The following is a 21,703-nucleotide window of genomic DNA, read 5'->3' as shown; positions in this document are numbered from 1 at the left end:
CACCTGCTGTCTCCTTGTGGTGGATGAAAACAGCGTCATCCACCCTACGCTTGGCGCGTGGCACTGAGCTGGATGGCGTTTCAACCATCAACCAAGCGGGTTAACCCGTACGCCGGCTTTCGCGAAACTCGCCCGGCGTCTGCCCCGTCCAAGTCTTGAAGCTGCGGTGGAAGGAGCGTGATTCGGTAAAGCCCAGGTAGCTGGCGATGTCCTGTATCGCCAGGTCGCTGCGCAGCAGGTAGTGCTCGGCCAGTTCCTGGCGCAATTCATCGAGAATCTGCTGGTAACTGGTGCCGGCCAGTTGCAGGTGGCGCTGCAGGGTGCGCACCGTCATGTTGAATTTCTCTGCCACCCGTTCCTTGCGCGGCAATCCATGCTTGAGCAGGAGGCGCAGGGCGTTCTTTACCCGGTGTGGCAGCGGCTCGTTGTCGTCCAGCCCGGCCATCAGCGTGAGGGCATGTTCTTCCAAGGTGCGCAGCAAGTTGGCATCGGCCTGGCGCAGCGGCACGGCGAGGTATTCCAGCGGCACGATCAGCGCATTGCAGCTTTGCTCGAAGCGGATCGGGCAGCCGAAAATCGCTTGATACTCCGCCAAATCCGCCCCCTCAGGCAGGGCGTGCTCGAACCACACCTCCCGCGGCGAGCTGTCTGAGTCGGAGATCCAGCGCGCATAGAGTAGCCAGGAGGCCAGTACGTTCTCCACCATGTGCCGGCGAATTGGCTCAGCCTGATGACGACAGGTCCAGATCAGGCGAACGTGATCTGTGCCGGCTTCGACTCGGCTGACCCCCATATCGCCCACCAGTTTCTCGTAAGGCACGATGCGGCTCATGGCCTCACCGAGGGTGGCGCAGTTCATGGTGATATAGCCCAACACACTCCATGAGCCTGGCTGCACAAAGCGCGCGCAGTGCAGGCCAAACAGCGGGTCATCGGAGACCTGCAACAGGTGGCCGAGCAGGCGCTCGTGGGTTTCACTGGGGAGGCGCTTGCTGTTGTCGGTCAACTCGTCGGCCTTGATACCGGCGGCGGCCAAGGCTTGGTCGATGTCCACACCCAATTGCTCGGCATGGCGCAGGTATTTGAGCAGGGAGGGGACGGAGGTATAGCCGAGGTTTTCCATGAGCTGTTCTTATTCTGAGTTCCTAGAGCCTGTTTCGGATCGCGCGAGCTAGAGCGAGACAAGGAAAAATGGCCGAGGAAGCGGAGTTTACGAGCTGTAAATGAGCATTACTCGTTTCACTCGCTCCTTCGAAGCCGCACTAAAGTGCGTTAGCCGCTAGCGGCTTCCGAGGTCATTTTTAACGCAGTATCGCCGACGCGCAGCAGATCCGAGACAGGTTCTTATTTTGATTGTCTTGATTGGCGATAACGCCTGGCTCGATCAGACAGTGACGCCCTGCAACGGCTCGCTAGTATAGGCAGCCATCAAGGGTGACTGAAATATCCGGGAGACACAGATGCGACGTTGGAATGGCTGGGGTGATGAAGCAACCGTGGTGGAGCTGCCGGCTCATGGCGAGGCATTTCTGGCCGAACTGGTCGGACCGGGCCAGGTGCTTGCTGATGCTAGCCTGGAACAGGTGCTGGCGCAGGTGCCGGCCTCGCGTCTGCAGGCCCATCCGCTGATCAGCCTGAATGCCGAAGACCGTGTGCGTCACGCCCGTGGCCAGAGCCTGCCGGACTGGCTGGCGATGCGTTCCGGCGATTTCGGGGTGTTCCCCGATGGCGTAGCCTATCCGGAAAGCGCCGCGCAGATCCGCGAGTTGCTGGCCTGGGCCAGCCAGCATGACCTGATCGTGATTCCCTACGGCGGCGGTACCTCGGTGGCCGGCCATATCAACCCGCAGGCCGGCAGCAAACCGGTGCTGACCCTGTCGCTGGCACGCATGAGCAAGCTGATCGAGATCGACCACGACAGCCTAATCGCCACCTTCGGCCCTGGCGCCAATGGTCCGCAAGTGGAAAGCCAGCTGCGCGCGCAGGGCTATACACTCGGCCATTTCCCGCAGTCGTGGGAGCTGTCGACTTTGGGTGGCTGGGTCGCCAGCCGTTCCAGTGGCCAGCAGTCGCTGCGCTACGGGCGCATCGAGCAATTGTTTGCCGGCGGCAAGGTCGAGACCTTTGCCGGCACCCTGGAGATTCCAACCTTCCCGGCCTCAGCCGCCGGCCCGGACCTGCGCGAAATCCTCATGGGCTCCGAAGGGCGCTTCGGCATCATCTCCGAGGTCAAGGTGCGCATCACCCGCCTGGCCGAGCAGGAGAATTTCTACGCGGTGTTTTTGCCCGACTGGCAGCAAGCGCTGAGCGCCATTCGCAGCTTGGCTCAGGCGCGGGTGCCGCTGTCGATGCTGCGCCTGTCCAACGCCATCGAGACTAAAACTCAACTTGCATTGGCCGGTCATCCGCAGCAGATCGCCTGGTTGGAGAAATACCTGGCACTGCGCGGCGCGCGTGAGGGCAAGTGCATGCTGACCTTCGGCGTAACCGGTAGCCGCACACAGAACGCCGCCTCGCTGAAGCAGGCGAAGACGTTGCTGAAGCGCTTTGACGGCGTGTTTACCGGCACCTTGCTGGGCAAAAAATGGGCAGAAAACCGCTTCCGTTTCCCCTACCTGCGCCATGGCCTGTGGGCCGCTGGCTATGCGGTGGACACCCTGGAAACCGCCACCGACTGGAGCAATGTCGACAACCTGCTGAACAAGGTCGAAACCAGCCTGCGCAACGGCTTGAGCGAAGAGGGCGAGCAGGTGCATGTGTTTACCCACCTGTCCCACGTCTACAACGAAGGCTCGAGCATCTACACCACCTACGTGTTCCGCCCGGGTGCGAACTACGCCGAGGCCATGGCGCGCTGGCAGAAGCTCAAGCATGCCGCCAGCCTGACCATCGCCGAGAACCGCGGCACCATCAGTCATCAGCATGGTGTCGGCCGCGATCACGCGCCTTACCTGCCGGTGGAGAAGGGCGAGCTGGGTATGGCCACGCTCAAGGCATTGGCCGGGCACTTCGACCCCGAGCAGCGCCTGGCACCTGGCGTGTTGCTGCAGGATTGATGATGAGCCAGTGGAACGCCGCCTGGCGTGAACAGGCACTGCCTGAGCTGGCTGCACGCGACTGGGACCTGATCGTCGTCGGTGGCGGCATCAGCGGTGCCGGGATTCTGCGTGAAGCGGCGCGGCGCGGCTGGAAATGCCTGCTGCTGGAACAGCGCGACTTTGCCTGGGGCACGTCCAGTCGCTCCTCGAAGATGGTGCATGGCGGGTTGCGTTATATCGCCAAGGGCCAGTTCGGCCTGACCCGCGATTCGGTTCGCGAGCGCCAGCGCTTGTTGCAGGAAGCGCCGGGCTTGGTCGATCCCTTGAGTTTTATCATGGCCCACTACCAGGGCGGCTTTCCCGGCCCCAAGGTATTCGGCGGCCTGCTGGCGGTGTATGACGCCTTGGCCGGTAAGCGCAATCATCTGTACTACCCGCTGCAGCAATTGCGCTACCTGGCACCTGGCATCAAGGAAGACGGCCTGCTCGGCGGTACGCGCTTTTTCGATGCGGTGACCGACGATGCACGGCTGGTGCAGCGCGTGCTGGGCGAGGCCCGTACCGAGGGCGGTGAAGCGCTCAACGGCATGCGCGTGGTCGAGTTGCTGCGCGAAGACGGACGCGTCACCGGCCTGCTCGCCGAAGACAGTGAGACGGGGTTGCGCCATGGCTTCAAGACCCGCGCGGTGGCGCAGGCCACAGGTGCTTGGGCCGATCAGCTGCGGCAGAAGACCGGGCTGGAACATATCCGTCCGCTGCGCGGCAGCCACCTGCTGGTGCCGGCCTGGCGCCTTCCGGTGGCCCATGCGTTCAGCTTTATGCATGCGGCGGACAAGCGCCCGGTGTTTGTCTTCCCGTGGGAAGGCGCAACGGTAATTGGCACCACTGATCTGGATCACCCGGCGCCATTGGCCGAAGAAGCGCGAATCAGCCCGGATGAAGTCGATTACCTGTTGGCCGCCTGTGCCCAGCAGTTTCCAGTGGCCGAGATTACGGCGGCGGATGTGCTCTCGACCTGGGCCGGGGTACGCCCGGTGGTCAGCGATGGCGCGTCGGAGCGCAAACCCTCGGATGAAAAGCGTGAGCATGCGCTCTGGGTGGAACCCGGTTGCGTAACCCTGGCGGGCGGCAAGCTGACCACCTTCCGCTTGCTGGCGTTGGAAGTGTTGCAGGCCTGTGCACCGATGGTCGGGCGCAGTGTGGATGATCAAGGTGCAGCGACCTTTGCCGTTGTACCCCAGCAGCCGATGCCGCAGTTAAGCCCTGCTCAGCAGAAACGCCTGATCGGTCGTTATGGCCGTGCGCTGCCGCAGGTGCTGGCGTTGGTCGATGAGCTGGGTGTCGAGCTGGTGGCCGGCACGGATACGCTGTGGGCCGAACTGGCTTGGGCAGCCGAACAGGAGCTGGTGCTGCATCTGGATGACCTGTTGCTGCGCCGTACCCGTTTGGGTCTGCTGTTGGCACGCGGTGCGGCCGACGAACTGCCACGTATTCGCGCGTTGTGTCAGCACCGTCTGGGGTGGGATGACGCGCGCTGGCAGCAGGAAGAGCAGGCTTATCGGCAACTCTGGCAGCGCTGCTACAGCCTGCCGGCAGAAGATGGATCACGAGGAAGGACGGCGTCTTGAGCGAGAACAGTTATCTGCTGGCCATCGACAATGGCACCCAGAGCATTCGGGCGCTGCTGTTTGATCTTCAGGGCAACCTGCTTGGCAAGGGCAAGGTGGAACTTGAGGCCTATTACTCCAAGCAACCCGGCTGGGCCGAGCAGGACCCGGAATACTACTGGACCAGCCTCGGTGAAGCCTGCGCGCAGTTGTGGCAGCAGGTGGATATCGACCGCAGCCTGATCACGGGGGTGGCGCTGACTACCCAGCGTGGCACCCTGATCAATGTTGACTCGCAAGGCCAGCCGCTGAGACCCGCGATGCTCTGGCTCGATCAGCGTCAGGCCAAGGTCGAAGGACGGATCACCGGTCCCTGGGGCTGGCTGTTCAAGATCGCTGGGGTACAAGCCACGGTCGACTATTTTCGCGCCCAGGCTGAGGTCAACTGGGTCGCCCAGAACCAGCCTGACATCTGGGCCAAGACGCACAAGGTGCTGCTGCTCTCGGGCTTTCTTACTCACCGCCTGTGCGGCCAGTTTGTCGACTCGCTGACCAGCTGCGTGGCTTACCTGCCGTTCGACTACAAACGCTTGCAGTGGGCCAAGCCCGGCGACTGGAAATGGCAGGCCATGCCGGTGCGGCGCGAACAACTGCCGGAGCTGCGCAAGCCCGGCGAATTGCTTGGGCATATCAGCGCAGCGGCCAGCCGCCATACCGGGATTCCCGAAGGTCTGCCGCTGATTGCGGCGGGCGCTGACAAGGCCTGTGAGGTGCTGGGTGCCGGAGGCGTGGAGCCGAGCATGGCGTGCCTCTCCTATGGCACCACGGCGACCATCAACACCACGCGTAGTCAGTACTTGGAAACCATCCCGCTGATTCCTCCATACCCGTCGGCGATTCCCGATCACTTCAACACCGAGGTGATGATCTATCGCGGCTTCTGGATGGTCAGTTGGTTTAAACAGGAATTCGGTCTGCGCGAAATGCAGCGGGCCAAGGCGCTGGGCGTTGAGCCCGAGGCGCTGTTCGATGAGCTGGTCAACAGCGTACCGGCCGGCTCCATGGGCCTGATGCTGCAGCCCTACTGGTCGCCGGGTATCCGCGAACCGGGGTTGGAGGCCAAGGGTTCGATCATCGGTTTTGGTGACGTACACACCCGCGCACACATCTACCGGGCGATTCTGGAAGGGCTGGCCTACGCACTGCGTCAAGGCAAGGAAAAGATCGAGAAGCGTTCGGGCACGCGAATCACCCGCCTGCGGGTTTCCGGAGGTGGCTCGCAGAGTGATGCGGCCATGCAACTGACGGCCGATATTTTCGGCCTGCCGGCCGAGCGTCCGCATCTGTATGAAACCAGCGGCCTGGGCGCGGCGATCAATTGTGCGGTCGGGCTGGGTTTGTACCCGGACTACCCAACAGCCATTGCTGCGATGACCCGGGTGGGTCAGGTATTCGAGCCTAATGCGGAGGCACAGCGCACTTATCAGCAGCTGTACACGCAGGTTTATCAGCGCATGTACAAGCAGCTGAAGCCGCTGTATCAGACGATTCGCAAAATCACCGGCTATCCAGCGTAAAAGGCTGCTGCGCGTCGGCCCTGCTGCGTTAAAACAGGCTCGGAATGCTCATGTACAACTCGTACACTCCGCTTCCTCGCCTGTTTTGACCAGCCGGAGGCTGTTACTAACGTAGCGCCTTGCAGGGCTCTAGCGCGAGCCTTTGGACAGGTTCCGCAGTGATGGGTCAGGCCACATCCACCAGGATGATTTCGCTGTCTTCGACAGCGGTCACCCGGATCACTTCTACATCGCTGACCGCCACACCATCACGGGCTTGGGCGCTGACGCCGTTGACCTCAATGCTGCCGCTGGCGGCCACCAGATACGCCTTGCGAGAAGCACCAATCGGATACTCGGTGCTTTGGCCCGCTTGCAGGGTGGCCGCGGCCATCCGCGCATGGGTGCGGATCGACAGGGCGTCCTGGTCTTCGGCAAAGCCGCTGGCCAGGGTGACGAAGGTACCGGCACGTTCACCTTTAGGGAACGGCTTGGTGCCCCAGGACGGTGGCAGGCCCCACTGGTTGGGTTGAATCCAGATCTGGAAGATCTTGGTGGTGGTGTCCTCCTGGTTGTATTCGCTGTGGGCAATTCCGGTGCCGGCGCTCATCACCTGCACATCACCAGCTTCGGTACGGCCATGGTTACCCAGGTTGTCCTTATGGGTGATGGCCCCTTGGCGTACATAGGTGATGATTTCCATGTCGCGGTGCGGGTGGGTTGGAAAGCCGGTGTGCGGTGCAATTTCATCATCGTTCCAGACCCGCAGCGGCCCCCAGTTCATGCGCGCCGGGTCATAGTATTCGGCAAAGGAAAAGTGATGACGGGCATTCAGCCAGCCGTGATGGGCACCGCCGAGCTCGGCGAAGGGGCGTACTTCGATCATCTGCATATCCTCATTTAAGGAACACCGGCTTTCAGCAGCGGTGTTCATTGGCGATGAAAGGATGATCCAATAAATCGATGCGATTGAAAATGCGTAAATATTGAGAATATTAATCTAATTATTAGATGTATATCGTCGTTTGCAGGCTGGCGCAGCCTCAGTCCTGCTGCTGAATCTTTATCTTGACGCGTGAAGGGATGTCTTGAGTGCAATAACGTAAAGCGCTGCTGATTCTGCATGGCAGTAAGTTTTTTATGCCGAGGTACGCGCTGCCGTACAGGCGCGCCGTGAGTAGGGCTGGCAGCTGGATGTGCGGGTGACCTTGGAGGGCGGCGATGTGCAGTATCTGGTTAAGGAGGCCTTGCAGGTAGGTTATCCGCCCCCGATTGCGGGTGATGGCACGCCGCGCGAAGTGGCTGAAGCCATGGCGCTGTTGCCATTGGGCGCGGCCCATGATTTGCCCGTGCTGCCGGTATACCGCTTGAGCCATGGGCTGCCTTGGCTTTGTTGGACAGACCAACCGACTCGATAGATCTGGACGAAGTTGAAGACAAGATTTTTAAACAGGGCTACTGGCGGTTTTGGCTCGAATGTCCGCGTCAACACGCCGGAAGCGCTTAAGCGACTGTTTGGCGGCGCGGCATATTTCCTCACCGGACTGGCTCGTTTGGCCTAGGTACGCTCCTCCTTTGGCGGGTTCACAGGGCCTTTCTTTCACTTGAACGATGATTTTCTTGCCCGCGGTATTGGTAATGGCCGTCAGGTCGGTGTTAGGCATATGTTGTGCACTCAGGGCAGGTCAGCGATGGTTTGCCGGATACCTGCATTGTGCCGGTTGCTGCTGATGTGGTCGGCACCCTGGGTACCTTGCTGTCGGCTGGCATCAATGGTTTGCACAGCGTGTCCATTAGTGCTCGGCTGCCTTGGTTGGACGTGGACGCACCGGAAGGTCTTGACCTCAATCTCGACGGCGAATCCATGGAAAGTCGTAAGCTACGCCTTGTGGTCTTGCCCGCGGCGTTAGTCATGCATTTGCCTGTGCATTCTCCTCTGGTTGAGGGTTAGGCGGTGTGGCATGGGGCTGGCGAGCGCAGTGCGCTGTGCTTGACGCATGATGGTGCTGCGTTATCCGCCTTCAGATATGCGGTATCTGGTCGATACACCGCTCATGGCTATTTGAGCTAGGCTAGATCAATAAGTAAACAGGAGCGCATGATGGCCGGCATTCTCGACTCAGTGAACCAACGCACCCAGCTGGTGGGCGAGAACCGCCTGGAAATTCTGATGTTTCGCCTCACCGGCCGGCAGCTGTTTGCGATCAACGTGTTCAAAGTGCAGGAAGTCCTGCAGATGCCCAAATTGACCCTGATGCCGCAGCGCCATCGGTTTGTCTGCGGGGTGGTCAACCTGCGCGGGCAGACCTTGCCGGTGATCGACTTATCCCAGGCCATCGGTATGCGCCCAATCGTGCCGGATGAGCGCAGCACCATCATCGTCACCGAATACAACCGCTCGGTGCAGGCCTTTCTGGTGGGTGGAGTTGAGCGCATCCTCAACCTCAACTGGGAATCCATCCTGCCGCCACCGGGCGGAGCAGGGCGGCAGCATTACTTGACCGCGATCACTAAGGTCGAGGATCAGATCGTTGAAGTCATTGACGTGGAGAAGGTGCTGGCGGAAATCAGTCCGATGAGCACCAAGGTGTCCCCTGAAAAACTCGCTGATCCGCTGCTTGAGCATGCACGCGGACGTGAGGTGCTGCTGGTGGATGACTCTAACGTGGCGATGAGCCAACTCAAGGGCACCATGGCGCAACTGGATATCCGTTGCCATGCCGCTAGCGATGGTCTGCGCGCCCTCAACCTGCTGAAAAGTTGGGCTGACGCCGGAGTGGATGTGCACGAGAAGCTGCTGATGGTGATCACCGATGCGGAAATGCCCGAGATGGATGGCTACCGCCTGACTACAGAAATCCGCAATGACTCACGTCTCAAGGACTTGTATGTGGTGCTGCATACCTCGCTGTCCGGCAGTTTCAACGAGGCCATGGTGAAGAAAGTCGGTTGCGACAGCTTTCTGTCGAAGTTCCAGCCGGACAAACTGGTAGATGTGGTGCACGAGCGCTTGGCGCTGATCCACCCGCAGAAGTAACTCTGGTCAGTGCTGTGCTATTCGCTCAGGCGCTGGCGCAGGTGTTCAATGCGTTCGCGGTTGACCTCAAAATCCTTGTAGCCCAGGCGTGACGCAGAGCGTACATCGACAGCTGTTGCGCCGATATTGAACTCCACATCATCGACAAATCTCATCAATCTGCTGCTGAACTCGGCGCGCAGATATCCCGGCGCTTCCTCCACCACACGTACCCGTGGCTCGCTGTCAAGTACGCTCTTTAACTGCGCCTGTGTCTGCTCAGGCGTGCCCTTCAAAGGCAGTGGCGCAATGGCGTGGCGTGGGTCGTTGGCCTGGCTGTTGACGCAGTTCGGTGAGTCCGGGCAGGCAGCCAGACGGCCATTGTGTAGCCCCAGATTTTCAGGGGGTGTGCCGCTGCAGGCGCTCAGCACCACCAGGAGCGGTAAGGTTAAGGCAGGCTTGTGAGCACGGCGGGTTACTCGTATAAGTGCTTTTTGCCAAAGGGAAGCTGGGTTCATGTTGCATCTCTCCGGGTTGTACCGTTATCCACTGAAATCAGCAGCGGGTGAAGCGCTGCATGAAACGATGCTGGACGCATTGGGCGTGCAGGGTGATCGTCGCTGGATGGTAGTCGATGCAGAAACAGGACGCTTCTTTACTCAGCGTCTGCTGGCACAGATGACCCAGTTGCAGGCGCGCTGGCTGGACAGTACGCACCTGCAGCTGAGTGCGCCCGGTATGACTGATCTGCCGGTGGCGATGCCGGACGCCCAGGCACCGCTGCGCGGGGTGACCATATGGCGTGACAGCCTGCAGGTTCCGGATGCCGGTGATCAGGCGGCTCAGTGGTTGAGCCGGTTTCTCGGTCGCGCCTGCCGCCTGGTGCAGGTCTCGGAGCCGCGCGCGCGGCAGGTCGATACGGCCTATGCCGAAGTGGGCGAGAAGGTAGCGTTCGCTGATGGTTTCCCGCTGCTGCTGATCGGTCAGGCTTCGTTGGATGATCTCTCGGCGCGCGTGGGCAGACCATTGCCGATGCTGCGTTTCCGTCCGAATCTGGTGGTCAGTGGTGCAGCGCCCTATGCCGAAGACAGCTGGACGCGCATCCGTATCGGTGAGCTGGAGTTTCGAGTGGTCAAGGGCTGCTCGCGCTGCATCATGACCACCCTCGACCCGCAGACAGGGGAGCGCAGCGCCGATCGCGAACCGCTGATCACCCTGAAAACCTACCGTGAGCGTGATGGTGAGGTGTATTTCGGGCAGAACCTGATCGCCTGTGGCGAAGGGCCACTGACGCTGGGTATGCCGGTAGAAGTGCTGGCCTAGAAAGGGCGGCTCAACCTCTGCGGTTGAGCCGTATCGGCTTACTGGTCGAAGTAACGCTCGTGCCAGGCCACCAGGGGCTGCGGCGCGTTGAGCTTCTCGCCGTAGATCACCGAGTAGGACAGCACGTTCTGTACATACTGGCGGGTTTCATCAAACGGAATGTTCTCGATCCACACGTCATACGACAGATGGTCCGCCCCCCGCAGCCACTGACGCACACGGCCTGGGCCGGCGTTGTAGGCAGCGGAGGCGAGCACGCGGTTGCCATTGAACTGGCCATAGATCTGGCTCAGGTAAGCGGCGCCCAGCTGGATATTGATTTCCGGGCGGTACGCCAGTTGCGGCGATGACAGCGGAATGCCGAAGCGCTTGGCGGTTTCCTGGGCGGTGGCCGGCATCAACTGCATCAAGCCCATGGCGCCGACATGGGATTTGGCGTCGGCCATAAAGGCGCTTTCCTGGCGGGTAATGGCGAAGACCCAGCTGGAGTGAATGTCGCGGTTACGGGCTTCACGCACCAGTTGGTCGCGGTGGGCCATGGGGAAACGCACATCCAGATCGTCCCAGTACTGCGCCTGGCTGATGGTACGGATGGCCGGGAAGTACCAGCCCATCTCATAGGCCAGGCGCGCTTGGGCGACCATCTCATCACGGCTAAACAGGCGGCTGACGTTGTACCACTCGCGCCGACCATCGGCGACCTGGCCACGGGCGTGGAACTCCAGGGCGCGGCGAATGGCTGCCGAGTTACGCACTTTCTGGATAGTTTGCGGGCTCAGGGCCAGTGGCTTGTTATTCAGCTGATAGGGCGCTTGCACCTGGTCGGCAGCCATAAAGCCATAGAAGTCGCGTTCCTTGGCCAGCGCCTGATACAGGGCCTTGGGTTCCTGGCTGTTGGGCTGTGCCAGTTGCAGGCTGCGCGCCTGCCAATAGCGCCAGCGGTTGGTATTGCCCAGCTCGGCCGGCATTTTGCGGGTCAGCTGATTGGCTTCTTCCCAGCGGCCCAGGCGCAGTAGCAGGCGGGCGCGCCATTCACTGACGGTGTTGTCACGCAGTTCGGGGTCGTACTTGGCCATGACTGGCAGGGCACGAGCATCGAAACGCTTGGCCAGGGTCAGGCCGATCTCGCGTGCTATCGCGACCTGTTCCTCGCTGGAAAATTTCATGCGCTGGGCATAACCGTCCAGCAATTTCAATGCGTTTTCCGGATCCTGGCGGGCCAGGCGGCGTAGGCCGAGGCCTACTACATCGGCCATGGCCGGGTCTGTTTGGGTGAAGCGTGCGGTCTGTTTCAGCAACTCTGGCTTCTGTGCCACCTCCAGCAGGCTTTTGCCGTGGTTGCCCAAGGTGGGCATGGTCTTGATCAGGTGGGTGACCAGGCCATAGTTGCGCGCTTCGGCTGCCAGCTTGGCGCGTTGCCAGCGCTTTTGTTCGGTGAGCTGACCGGTAGCGGCCCAGCGCTCGAACAGCGGATCACAGGCATTGGGCTGGGATTTACCCACCAGCCAGAGTTTCTCCGCGGTCGCGCTGCCTTCTTTCTGCATACCGTGGGTGAGCTGGTATTGGCCATACAGGCAATCGAGTTCGGTGAAGTTCAAGGCCGGGTTGTAGTAGTTGATAAAAGTCTGCCATTCGCCGCGCTCGGCCAGCCAGCGCAACCAGCGCAACTTCATCCAGCTGATCTGCGGCAGGTCGCCATGTTCGGCCAGAAATTTCTCGATTTCGTCATTGCTTGCCCACTTCAGGCGCGCAGTCAGCTCGTCATAGGCCAGATAGGGCTCCAGTGGGTAGTCACGCAAGGCGCTGGCATAGCGCTGATAAGGTCCCTTGTCGCCTTTGGCCAGCGCGGCTTTGGCCTGATCGTAATATTGACGTTGTTGCGCCAGGGTCGCGGCATGCGCCGCCGAAAAACTCAGAGAGGAAACCAGCAGACAGGACAACAGGCTGAACAAAGGACCGCGCATGATACTTCCAGGCAAATAGTGCATATCGCTCTAGCTTAGTCCTTTGCCTGTAGGCGGTGAAGGCTCATCGCGCATTGTCCGAAGAGCCGCTCCTGATAGCAGGCATCGCTGAGTCACTAGGGGATAGGTGCGTTGATGGGGGTTAACGCCGGGAATGGGTGAAATTAGTGGGCCTGGCGCTGAAATTGCCTGCTCGGCCTGTATGCTTCTCGGTTAGAATGCGCGCCCTGTTTTGTAGGTGCTGCGGCATCCACAAATGATTATCTAGGTGTTTCAGCGGTCGCTGCAGACCTCAGGCGATATTCAATTGCCTGGCTACGGCATTGTGTGAACCCCTGCTGCTTTGTTGAGGCGTGCCATGACCCTGCTCAAATTCACCGAAATTTCCCTGGCCTATGGCGCGATGCCGCTATTGGATAAGGTGTCGTGGCAGATCGCTCGGGGCGAGCGGGTGTGCATCATCGGCCGCAATGGCACGGGCAAATCGAGCATGATGAAGCTGGTCAAGGGGGATCAGAAGGCCGATGACGGCACCGTATGGCGTGCGCCAGGTCTCAAGATCGGCGAGTTGCCGCAGGAATTGCCGGTAGCCGATGACCGTACGGTGTTTGATGTTGTGGCCGAAGGTCTGGATGGTGTGGGGGCGCTGCTGGCTGAGTACCATCACCTTAGTCAGAACATTCACAGCGATGCCGATCTGGACAAGTTGATGCATGTGCAGCAGGACCTCGAGGCACGTGATGGTTGGCGTTTGCAGCAGCTGGTCGACAGCACCCTGAGTCGCCTGCAGTTGCCGGCCGACAAGACCCTGGCCGAGTTGTCTGGCGGCTGGCGGCGGCGTGTACTGTTGGCTCAAGCACTGGTCTCCGAGCCGGATTTGCTGCTGCTCGACGAGCCGACCAACCACCTGGATATTGGCGCTATTGCCTGGTTGGAAGAAGCCTTGGCCGATTTTCAGGGCGCAGTCCTGTTTATTACCCACGACCGTTCTTTTCTGCAAAATCTGGCCACGCGCATCCTCGAACTGGATCGTGGCGGCTTGATCGACTGGAATGGCGACTACGCCAGCTTCCTGGTGCACAAGGAAGCCATGCTCGCGGCGGAAGAAACTGCCAATGCTCTGTTTGATAAGAAATTGGCCCAGGAAGAAGTGTGGATCCGGCAGGGCATCAAGGCTCGTCGTACCCGTAACGAAGGGCGTGTACGCGCTCTGAAAGCCTTGCGTGTTGAACGCAGTGAGCGCCGCGAACGCACCGGCAAGGCCAATATCCAGCTGGATACTGCAGAAAAGTCTGGCAAGCAGGTCATGGTGCTGGAAAACGTCAGTTTTGCGCATCCGGGTGGGCCGTTCCTGATCAGGGACTTCTCCATGGTGTTGCAGCGCGGCGACCGCATCGGTCTGCTTGGCGCCAATGGCACCGGCAAGACCACGCTGCTCAAGCTGATGCTCGGCGGACTGCAGCCTACCCAAGGCACGGTGACCGAGGGTACGCGTATCGATGTGGCGTATTTTGACCAATTGCGGCATCAGCTCGATCTGGAAAAAACTGTGATCGACAACGTCGCAGAAGGTCGTGACTTTATCGAGATCGATGGGCAGAACCGCCATGTGCTGAGCTACCTGGGCGACTTCCTGTTCAGCCCGCAGCGTGCGCGCACGCCGGTCAAGGCGCTGTCCGGTGGTGAGCGAGCACGCCTCTTGCTGGCCAAGCTGTTCAGCAAGCCAGCCAACCTGCTGGTGCTGGATGAACCCACCAACGACCTTGACGTGGAAACTCTGGAGTTGCTTGAGGAGGTGCTGCTGACTTTTCCGGGCACTGTGCTGATGGTCAGCCACGACCGGGCTTTCCTCGACAACGTGGTGACCAGCACGCTGGTGTTTGAAGGTGAAGGTCAGGTGCGTGAGTATGTTGGTGGCTATCAGGACTGGCTGCGTCAGGGTGGTTCGCCGCGCCTGCTTGGGGTGGGTGAGAGCAAAGCCGGCAAGCCTGAACTAGCCTCAGCTGTGGTGCCTACACCGGTGGTTGCCGAACCCGTAGTGGCCGCCGTCGCAAACAAGAAAAAACTCAGCTACAAACTGCAGCGTGAACTGGAAGCCATTCCTGGGCATATCGATGCTCTGGAAGTGCGGGTAGCTGAGCTGCAGGAACAGATTGCTGCACCAACCTTTTATCAGCAGTCGGCAGACAAGACGGCTGAAGTGTTGGCGGCTTTGCAGTTGGCTCAGCAGGGGCTTGATCAGTTGGTCGAGCGTTGGGCTGAGCTGGAAGGTTAAGCAATATCCTCAAACAGGACTTTGAGATTTCTGCCGGAGACCGTTATGGCCATCGAGTACCGCATCACTCTCGACGACGATCATCAGTTCAGCTACCGGATTGAGCTGGATCGCGTTTATGACGTTGAGGTGGCGCAGCGCGCACCGGCCTGGACACGGTTGGACTACCAGCAGTGCAGTAATTGCCCGTTGAGCAAAGATAACTTTAGTCACTGTCCTGCAGCAGTTGATCTGCATCGAGTGATTGAGGACTTTCAGGGGTTGCCGGCTTTCAAGAAAGTGTCTGTGTGGGTACGAACCCCTGAGCGCGAGTACACCAAATTGCTCGGCTTAGAAGAGGGCTTGCGTGCACTGCTTGGGGTGATCATGGCCACCAGCGCCTGCCCTGTCTTAGGCAAGTTAAAGCCTATGGCGCAGCACCATCTTCCCTTTGCCAATACTCAGGAATTCACTCTGCGCACAGTGTCGCTGTACCTGACCCAGCAGTATTTCAATTTGCGCGAAGGGCGCGCGGCAGATTGGGAGCTCAAGGGGCTGGTACGTATGTTCCAGCAGTTACAGCTGGTCAATCAGGCTTTCTGGCAGCGCATTCATGCTACTTGTGATGGGGATTCGAACCTTAAGGCGTTTCTGACCTTCTTCTCCATGGCTTCTAGCATGACTTATTCGCTGGAAACCCAGCTGCAGAAGATCCGGCCTCTGGTCATGAGTTCTGGTGATGCCGGCGATTGAGTTTTTGGTGGTGCGCCGGCAGCGAGCCTCAGTCAGTTTTTTTTAGGCGTACAGCAAGCACATCGCAGGGGGCGCCATGCAGCACGTCGTTGGCGGTGGAGCCCAGTAATAAGGCCAATCCATGACGGCCATGGCTGCCAACGATGATCAAGTCACACTGCTGTTCGGTAGCCAGGCGGTGGATTTCCTGGCGGGGTTGGCCGTAGGCTAGGTGGCGATGGTCACTGCTCACATCGGGGTATTTGCCTGCGAACCTGTCCAGGCGTTCGCGGGCCTGGTCGAATTGCTGCTGCTGCAGCATCGACAGGTCCATCGGCACGTCGCCGCCAAAGGCCATGGCCATAGGTTCGACAATGTGCACTACGGATAATGTGGCTCCGCTGCTGGCGGCCAATTTCTGCGCGCGGTGCATGACCGGGTCGCACTCTTCAGTAAGGTCGACAGCGACCAGTATGTGCTGGTAGGGCATGGGGTGACTCTCCGTGCAAGTGGTTCAATGACCTTAGTATGGTCGTCCTGAGCGTTGATGACAGGTTTTGCCTGCGAGATAACGATATGAGTCCCTGGTTTTTGCTGTTACTCCTGGCTTTTCTGCTCAGTCCTCTGGCTTGGCTGGTGCCTTCGCGCCATCAGCGTGGGCAGATGGATGTGCGCCTGCAAGCCCGGCAGATGGGAGTGGCAATGCAGTTATCGCACCAAGAATGGCCGCATTGGTTGTTGCGCCAACCGCCAGGCTCATGCCCGCAATATCACCGGGCGCGCCGACGTGGGCAGATTGATAGTTGGTGTTATTGGCAGTTGGGGCCAGGGCAGTGGGTCAATAGGTGGCGTGAACCCTGCTCGGATGATGCCTTGCTGGCGCAGTTGCAAGACTTGCCCGTAGATGTCTACAAGGTCGAGGCGACCACGCAGATGCTTTCTGTGTGCTGGGGTGAGCGTGGTGCGCGCGAGGCGCTGGAGAGAATAGTAAGTTTTCTCAAGGCTAACGCCTGACGCGTCGGTCTTCTGTTGGTTTCTGGTGGTGGATCTGCGCTGGTGCAGCCAATAAAAGAAAGCCCAATGCGAACACTGGGCTGGAGTGCGGCCAGGCAGGCCGGTTAAGTAAGCCGTTGCTTAGAGGTTGGCGGTCGAGTACTGACCTGCAATCTGTTCAATGCCCTGAATGATAGTGTTGGAATACTTGTTGACTAGGAATGGCACGCTGTTCTCGTTGTAATTGATCAGCGATTTTTCGATATAGCGCCACTTGGTACCTACCCCATCCCAGGCTTGTTTGAGTTGTGGGGTGTTTTTCGGATTTTCTTCCAGTGCTGCCATTTTGTTGGCGAACTCGCTGACTAAATCCTCCATGGGGCGCGCATCTCCGCCGCCCATGAATGTAGCGCCCACTGAAGCGCTACGGGACGCGTAATCGACCGCAATGCCCTGCATCAGCAAGCTTTGCTCGCGGCTGAGTTGGGTCAGCGCGGGCACGCTGTAGCTGCTCTCCTGTTGAATCTTGTTGTACAGCTCCTGGCTCATGTTCATCAGTTGTTGATTGCGCGTGGCCAGGTCGGCTACCGGCTGTAGATCCGTGTAGCCCTGGTTCTTCAGTGCGTTGGTCAGGTTATTCAGGTCACCCTGATAACCCTTCCATTGTTGATCCAGTTGTGCGCGAAGCGCCTTTGAACCTTCTCCCGGCATGTCACCCAGGGCGCTCAAGTGATTATTGGCCTCAGTGAGTGACTCGTTGATCATGCGCGCATAACGTTGATCACCCTCCATGCCGTTGAACATGTAGAAGTCACCCAGGGTTTTTTGCGCAGCCAGACGCAGTTGGTGCAGTTTCAGCAGGTTGGTGGCGGCATCTGCAGCTTGAGTGGTAGCACTGAACAGGGGGAGGGTGAGTAGGGTGCTCAAGACGATGGCAAGCATGCGGCTCGACATGGCGAAACTCCGTGCGCCCTTGATTGGGCTCTAATTGTTTTTGTTTTGATTACGGTCGGTCTAAAACGGCCGTATTGAGACGACTGTACCTGTAGCGAAATCATTTTGCTAGGTATGCGAACTGTCACACTTTGGATGGTTGACTGCTCCTTGTCGGCATATATCGCTGCGGATGTGCGCTCGTTCAAGGCACCGTTGTTAGCGGCGAGTTGTGGGCCCGAACGTAAATTTTTGTACGGCCTACGAGTCACTACAGGCCAATTGACAAGTTCGGGCTTTTCCTTGAAGGTGTGCACACCCAAATCAAACGGGCGTATGAATTGAGCGTTTGCCTTCAGAGGCGCCGCCTTTACAGCCCGATTATCGCGTCGGTGGGTGTGCCAGGCTGATTGGGGCTACTCTTAGACGGCTATGCCGTGGAGTAGCTTGCTGGTTGGCTCCGATGTGTACTGTTCAGCTTCCATACCGTGGAGATCAGTTGATGATTTACGAAGGTAAAGCCATCACGGTTAAGGCTCTTGAGAGTGGCATCGTCGAATTGAATTTCGACCTCAAGGGTGAATCCGTCAACAAATTCAACCGTCTTACCCTCAATGAACTGCGTCAATCCGTTGATGCAATCAAGGCTGATGGTTCGATCAAGGGCGTGATTGTCACCAGTGGCAAAGACGTATTTATCGTCGGTGCCGACATCACCGAGTTCGTCGACAACTTCAAGTTGCCGGACGAAGAGCTGGTGGCTGGCAACCTCGAAGCCAACAAGATCTTCAGTGATTTTGAAGACCTCAATGTTCCGACTGTTGTCGCGATCAATGGCATCGCCCTGGGCGGTGGTTTTGAAATGTGCCTGGCTGCGGATTACCGCGTCATGGCTGACAGTGCCAAGGTTGGTCTGCCAGAAGTCAAATTGGGTATCTACCCAGGCTTCGGCGGCACCGTGCGTTTGCCACGTGTTATCGGTACCGATAACGCCGTTGAGTGGATTGCCGGTGGTAAGGAAAACAAAGCAGCTGAGGCCCTCAAGGCAGGCGCCGTTGATGCTGTAGTGACTGCTGACAAGCTGCAAGCAGCAGCCCTGGACCTGATCAAGCGCGCCATCTCCGGTGAGCTGGACTACAAGGCCAAGCGTCAGCCGAAACTGGAAAAACTCAAGCTCAACGCCATTGAGCAGATGATGTGCTTTGAAACCGCCAAAGGTTTCGTTGCAGGCCAGGCTGGCCCGAATTATCCGGCTCCGGTTGAAGCCATCAAGACCATCCAGAAAGCCGCCAATATGGCGCGCGATAAAGCCCTGGAAGTTGAAGCGGCAGGTTTCGTCAAACTGGCCAAGACTCCGGTTGCTGCCAGCCTGATCGGCCTGTTCCTGAACGACCAGGAACTGAAGAAGAAAGCTAAACAGTACGACGAAATCGCCAAAGACGTGAAACTGGCTGCCGTACTCGGTGCAGGCATCATGGGTGGCGGTATCGCCTACCAGTCCGCTTCCAAGGGCACCCCGATCCTGATGAAGGATATCCGTGAAGAGGGTATTCAGATGGGGCTGGCCGAGGCGTCCAAGCTGCTCGGCGGTCGCGTTGCCAAAGGTCGTATGACCCCGGCGAAGATGGCTGAAGCCCTTACTGCGATTCGTCCAACCATGTCCTACGGCGACTTCGGCGCTGTTGATATCGTGGTTGAAGCCGTGGTTGAGAACCCCAAGGTCAAGCAGATCGTGCTGGCTGAAGTGGAAGGCGTAGTTAAAGAAGACGCCATTCTCGCGTCGAACACCTCGACTATTTCCATCAACTTGCTGGCCAAGGCCCTCAAACGTCCGGAAAACTTCGTCGGCATGCACTTCTTCAACCCGGTGCATATGATGCCGCTGGTTGAAGTGATTCGTGGCGAGAAGTCCAGCGACGTAGCCGTGGCTACCACCGTTGCTTACGCCAAGAAAATGGGCAAGACCCCGGTTGTGGTCAACGACTGCCCAGGCTTCCTGGTTAACCGCGTGCTGTTCCCGTACTTCGGTGGCTTCTCCAAGCTGCTGAGCTTTGGTGTCGACTTCGTGCGTATCGACAAGGTCATGGAGAAGTTCGGCTGGCCGATGGGCCCGGCGTACCTGTCCGACGTGGTCGGTATCGACACCGGTCACCACGGCCGTGACGTCATGGCTGAAGGCTTCCCGGATCGCATGGCGGTTGAAGGTCGTACCGCGGTTGACGTGATGTATGAAGCGGATCGCCTGGGCCAGAAGAACGGCAAAGGCTTCTACGCCTACGAAATGGACAAGCGCGGCAAGCCGAAAAAGGTTTCCGACCCGGTTGCCTACGATCTGCTGAAGTCCATCGTGACTGAGCAGCGTGAAGTGACTGATGAAGACATCATCAACTTCATGATGATTCCTCTGTGCATGGAAACCGTGCGTTGTCTGGAAGACGGCATCGTGGATACCGCAGCTGAGGCCGATATGGGCCTGATCTACGGCATCGGCTTCCCTCCGTTCCGCGGTGGTGCACTGCGTTACATCGATAGCATCGGTGTAGCCGAGTTCGTTGCCCTGGCCGACAAATATGCCGAGCTGGGCGCGCTGTACACCCCGACTGCCAAGCTTCGCGAAATGGCCGCCAAGGGCCAGAAGTTTTTCGGTTAATCGCGCAACGACTAGAGCGAGAGTGAATTTATGAGCCTGAATCCTAGAGATGCAGTCATCGTCGACTTCGGTCGTACCCCGATGGGTCGTTCCAAGGGCGGCATGCATCGCAACACCCGTGCCGAAACCATGTCGGCCAACCTGATCAGTGGCGTACTGGCACGTAACACCAAGGTCGATCCGGCCGAGGTGGAAGACGTGATCTGGGGCTGCGTCAACCAGACCCTGGAGCAGGGCTGGAACATCGCGCGCATGGCGTCGCTGATGACCCAGATCCCGCACACCAGTGCCGGCCAGACCGTGAGCCGCCTGTGCGGTTCGTCCATGAGCGCTCTGCACACTGCTGTGCAGGCGATCCAGACTGGCAACGGTGACGTGTTCGTCATCGGCGGTGTGGAGCATATGGGCCACGTAGGAATGATGCACGGCGTTGATCCAAACCCGCACCTGTCGCTTTACGCGGCCAAGGCCTCGGGCATGATGGGTCTGACTGCTGAAATGCTCGGCAAGATGCATGGCATTAGCCGTGAGCAGCAGGATGCATTCGGTGAGCGTTCGCACCGTCTGGCCCACAAAGCTACCGTCGAAGGCAAGTTCAAGGATGAAATCATCCCGATGCAAGGCTACGACGAGAACGGCTTCCTGAAGGTGTTCGACTACGACGAAACCATTCGCCCGGAAACCACCTTGGCAAGCCTGGCTGCACTGAAGCCTGCGTTCAACCCGAAAGGCGGCACCGTGACTGCAGGTACGTCCTCGCAGATCACTGACGGCGCTTCCTGCATGATCGTCATGAGTGCCCAGCGCGCCCAAGACCTCGGCATTCAGCCCATGGCCGTGGTTCGCGCCATGGCCGTGGCCGGTGTTGATCCGGCGATCATGGGTTACGGTCCTGTACCGTCAACTCAGAAAGCGCTCAAGCGTGCCGGTCTGACCATCAATGACATCGACTTCTTCGAGCTTAACGAAGCCTTCGCGGCCCAGGCCCTGCCTGTGCTGAAGGATCTGAAAGTGCTCGACAAAATGGAAGAGAAGGTCAACCTGCATGGCGGCGCGATCGCTCTGGGTCACCCGTTCGGTTGTTCCGGTGCGCGTATCTCCGGTACCCTGCTGAACGTGATGAAGCAGAACGGTGGCACCTTCGGTGTTTCGACCATGTGTGTAGGTCTCGGCCAAGGCATCACCACCGTCTTCGAACGCCTCTAAGCTTCACTGGCGTCAGAGATGGAAGAACCGGGGCCAAGTGCCCCGGTTTTTGTTTATCAGTTTAAAATCTTCAAGGAATTTACCGATGCAGTTGCAGCCCGGCCTCTATCGTCACTACAAAGGCCCTGAATACCGCGTGTTTGGCGTTGCCCAGCATTCCGAAACGGAGCAGGCGATGGTGGTCTATCAGGCGCTGTACGGCGAGTTTGGCGTGTGGGTGCGACCGTTGGAGATGTTTTGCGAAAGCGTTGAAGTGGACGGCGAGACGGTTCCACGCTTTGCTTTGATTCAGGCTGAAACCGCACTGTTTACTCGGCCTTGAGCTGACATCGGGCCACTGCTGCGCTTGACCTCTGCCGGACCACCACTATATATAGCGGTGCCGCGCTAGCAGGCAGTACAGCGTCTTCCGCATTTTTTTATCGAATTTC

At 59.0% G+C, this 21,703-nt stretch carries 17 protein-coding genes and 1 pseudogene; 12 read left to right on the top strand and 6 right to left on the bottom strand.

Annotated elements, in window-relative coordinates:
• Positions 1-100 precede the first annotated feature (100 nt).
• Positions 101-1,123, bottom strand: a complete 1,023-nt coding sequence (locus OU997_RS00700) for an AraC family transcriptional regulator (protein ID WP_108487429.1) — start codon at positions 1,121-1,123, stop codon at positions 101-103.
• Positions 1,124-1,460: 337 nt separating this feature from the next.
• On the opposite strand from OU997_RS00700, the gene OU997_RS00695 reads away from it, so the two are divergent.
• From OU997_RS00695 to OU997_RS00685, 3 genes are read left to right on the top strand one after another with little or no spacing between them, the layout of a single operon-like run.
• Entirely contained in the window at positions 1,461-3,056 is a 1,596-nt protein-coding gene (locus OU997_RS00695; protein WP_267808545.1) for an FAD-binding oxidoreductase, read from the top strand.
• A gap of 2 nt (positions 3,057-3,058) precedes the next feature.
• A complete protein-coding gene (locus OU997_RS00690) occupies positions 3,059-4,666 on the top strand; it encodes a glycerol-3-phosphate dehydrogenase/oxidase (protein ID WP_267808544.1) in 1,608 nt (535 codons plus the stop codon).
• Entirely contained in the window at positions 4,663-6,222 is a 1,560-nt protein-coding gene (locus OU997_RS00685) for an FGGY-family carbohydrate kinase (protein ID WP_267808543.1), read from the top strand. The genes OU997_RS00690 and OU997_RS00685 overlap by 4 nt, the downstream gene beginning before the upstream one ends.
• 166 nt (positions 6,223-6,388) lie before the next feature.
• On the opposite strand, the gene OU997_RS00680 is transcribed toward OU997_RS00685, so the two are convergent.
• Positions 6,389-7,087: a pirin family protein gene (locus OU997_RS00680; protein WP_267808542.1), complete on the bottom strand. Its 699-nt coding sequence runs from the start codon at positions 7,085-7,087 to the stop codon at positions 6,389-6,391.
• 224 nt (positions 7,088-7,311) lie between these two features.
• On the opposite strand from OU997_RS00680, the pseudogene OU997_RS00675 reads away from it, so the two are divergent.
• Positions 7,312-8,152: pseudogene (locus OU997_RS00675) on the top strand (diacylglycerol kinase family protein).
• Between the two features lie 150 nt (positions 8,153-8,302).
• Positions 8,303-9,238 carry a chemotaxis protein CheV gene (locus OU997_RS00670; RefSeq protein WP_108487842.1) on the top strand — a complete coding sequence of 312 codons (936 nt, stop codon included), beginning with the start codon at positions 8,303-8,305 and terminating at the stop codon, positions 9,236-9,238.
• Positions 9,239-9,255: 17 nt separating this feature from the next.
• Here the strand turns inward: OU997_RS00670 and OU997_RS00665 are convergent, their stop codons facing one another.
• Positions 9,256-9,735 carry a DUF1499 domain-containing protein gene (locus tag OU997_RS00665; RefSeq protein ID WP_267808541.1) on the bottom strand — a complete coding sequence of 160 codons (480 nt, stop codon included), beginning with the start codon at positions 9,733-9,735 and terminating at the stop codon, positions 9,256-9,258.
• Here OU997_RS00665 and OU997_RS00660 point away from each other — a divergent pair.
• Positions 9,734-10,540 (top strand): MOSC domain-containing protein, encoded by an 807-nt coding sequence (locus OU997_RS00660; protein WP_267808540.1) that lies wholly within the window; start codon positions 9,734-9,736, stop codon positions 10,538-10,540. The genes OU997_RS00665 and OU997_RS00660 overlap by 2 nt on opposite strands.
• Before the next feature lie 38 nt (positions 10,541-10,578).
• Here OU997_RS00660 and OU997_RS00655 read toward each other — a convergent pair whose 3' ends face one another.
• On the bottom strand, positions 10,579-12,504 hold the full coding sequence (locus OU997_RS00655) for a transglycosylase SLT domain-containing protein (protein WP_267808539.1): 1,926 nt from the start codon (positions 12,502-12,504) through the stop codon (positions 10,579-10,581).
• A 358-nt stretch (positions 12,505-12,862) separates the two neighbouring features.
• Between OU997_RS00655 and OU997_RS00650 the strand changes: the two genes are divergently transcribed.
• Together OU997_RS00650 and OU997_RS00645 are read left to right on the top strand one after the other, a co-directional pair.
• Positions 12,863-14,779 (top strand): ATP-binding cassette domain-containing protein, encoded by a 1,917-nt coding sequence (locus OU997_RS00650; protein WP_267808538.1) that lies wholly within the window; start codon positions 12,863-12,865, stop codon positions 14,777-14,779.
• Positions 14,780-14,824: 45 nt separating this feature from the next.
• Positions 14,825-15,511, top strand: coding sequence for a DUF6901 family protein (locus tag OU997_RS00645; protein WP_108487847.1), 687 nt, complete (start codon positions 14,825-14,827; stop codon positions 15,509-15,511).
• 28 nt (positions 15,512-15,539) lie between these two features.
• Here the strand turns inward: OU997_RS00645 and OU997_RS00640 are convergent, their stop codons facing one another.
• On the bottom strand, positions 15,540-15,980 hold the full coding sequence (locus tag OU997_RS00640) for a universal stress protein (RefSeq protein ID WP_108487848.1): 441 nt from the start codon (positions 15,978-15,980) through the stop codon (positions 15,540-15,542).
• Positions 15,981-16,066: 86 nt separating this feature from the next.
• Between OU997_RS00640 and OU997_RS00635 the strand changes: the two genes are divergently transcribed.
• Positions 16,067-16,504 (top strand): hypothetical protein, encoded by a 438-nt coding sequence (locus OU997_RS00635; RefSeq protein ID WP_108487886.1) that lies wholly within the window; start codon positions 16,067-16,069, stop codon positions 16,502-16,504.
• Between the two features lie 120 nt (positions 16,505-16,624).
• On the opposite strand, the gene OU997_RS00630 is transcribed toward OU997_RS00635, so the two are convergent.
• Positions 16,625-17,437, bottom strand: coding sequence for a hypothetical protein (locus OU997_RS00630; RefSeq protein WP_108487849.1), 813 nt, complete (start codon positions 17,435-17,437; stop codon positions 16,625-16,627).
• A 481-nt stretch (positions 17,438-17,918) separates the two neighbouring features.
• Here OU997_RS00630 and fadB point away from each other — a divergent pair, with 481 nt between their 5' ends.
• The 3 genes from fadB (at position 17,919) to OU997_RS00615 (ending at position 21,594) form a co-directional block, all read left to right on the top strand.
• Positions 17,919-20,066: a fatty acid oxidation complex subunit alpha FadB gene (fadB, locus tag OU997_RS00625; protein ID WP_267808537.1), complete on the top strand. Its 2,148-nt coding sequence runs from the start codon at positions 17,919-17,921 to the stop codon at positions 20,064-20,066.
• 30 nt (positions 20,067-20,096) lie between these two features.
• On the top strand, positions 20,097-21,272 hold the full coding sequence (fadA, locus tag OU997_RS00620) for an acetyl-CoA C-acyltransferase FadA (RefSeq protein WP_108487851.1): 1,176 nt from the start codon (positions 20,097-20,099) through the stop codon (positions 21,270-21,272).
• 85 nt (positions 21,273-21,357) lie between these two features.
• A complete protein-coding gene (locus tag OU997_RS00615; protein WP_108487852.1) occupies positions 21,358-21,594 on the top strand; it encodes a DUF1653 domain-containing protein in 237 nt (78 codons plus the stop codon).
• The last annotated feature ends 109 nt before the right edge of the window (positions 21,595-21,703 follow it).

It is taken from the genome of Pseudomonas sp. SL4(2022), from assembly GCF_026625725.1.
In the GTDB taxonomy this organism is placed as follows: domain Bacteria; phylum Pseudomonadota; class Gammaproteobacteria; order Pseudomonadales; family Pseudomonadaceae; genus Aquipseudomonas.
Note: the sequence above shows the minus strand (reverse complement) of the source record. Positions and strands in the feature narration are given on the sequence as shown.

Bases quoted from the DNA above. Each gene is read 5' to 3' on its own strand.
- OU997_RS00650 (WP_267808538.1), top strand. From the start codon at position 12,863: ATGACCCTGCTCAAATTCACCGAAATTTCCCTGGCCTATGGCGCGATG.
- OU997_RS00660 (WP_267808540.1), top strand. From the start codon at position 9,734: ATGTTGCATCTCTCCGGGTTGTACCGTTATCCACTGAAATCAGCAGCG.
- OU997_RS00670 (WP_108487842.1), top strand. From the start codon at position 8,303: ATGGCCGGCATTCTCGACTCAGTGAACCAACGCACCCAGCTGGTGGGC.
- OU997_RS00695 (WP_267808545.1), top strand. From the start codon at position 1,461: ATGCGACGTTGGAATGGCTGGGGTGATGAAGCAACCGTGGTGGAGCTG.
- OU997_RS00680 (WP_267808542.1), bottom strand. From the start codon at position 7,087: ATGATCGAAGTACGCCCCTTCGCCGAGCTCGGCGGTGCCCATCACGGC.
- OU997_RS00690 (WP_267808544.1), top strand. From the start codon at position 3,059: ATGAGCCAGTGGAACGCCGCCTGGCGTGAACAGGCACTGCCTGAGCTG.
- fadA (WP_108487851.1), top strand. From the start codon at position 20,097: ATGAGCCTGAATCCTAGAGATGCAGTCATCGTCGACTTCGGTCGTACC.
- fadB (WP_267808537.1), top strand. From the start codon at position 17,919: ATGATTTACGAAGGTAAAGCCATCACGGTTAAGGCTCTTGAGAGTGGC.
- OU997_RS00700 (WP_108487429.1), bottom strand. From the start codon at position 1,123: ATGGAAAACCTCGGCTATACCTCCGTCCCCTCCCTGCTCAAATACCTG.
- OU997_RS00640 (WP_108487848.1), bottom strand. From the start codon at position 15,980: ATGCCCTACCAGCACATACTGGTCGCTGTCGACCTTACTGAAGAGTGC.
- OU997_RS00635 (WP_108487886.1), top strand. From the start codon at position 16,067: ATGAGTCCCTGGTTTTTGCTGTTACTCCTGGCTTTTCTGCTCAGTCCT.
- OU997_RS00655 (WP_267808539.1), bottom strand. From the start codon at position 12,504: ATGCGCGGTCCTTTGTTCAGCCTGTTGTCCTGTCTGCTGGTTTCCTCT.
- OU997_RS00645 (WP_108487847.1), top strand. From the start codon at position 14,825: ATGGCCATCGAGTACCGCATCACTCTCGACGACGATCATCAGTTCAGC.
- OU997_RS00665 (WP_267808541.1), bottom strand. From the start codon at position 9,735: ATGAACCCAGCTTCCCTTTGGCAAAAAGCACTTATACGAGTAACCCGC.
- OU997_RS00615 (WP_108487852.1), top strand. From the start codon at position 21,358: ATGCAGTTGCAGCCCGGCCTCTATCGTCACTACAAAGGCCCTGAATAC.
- OU997_RS00630 (WP_108487849.1), bottom strand. From the start codon at position 17,437: ATGTCGAGCCGCATGCTTGCCATCGTCTTGAGCACCCTACTCACCCTC.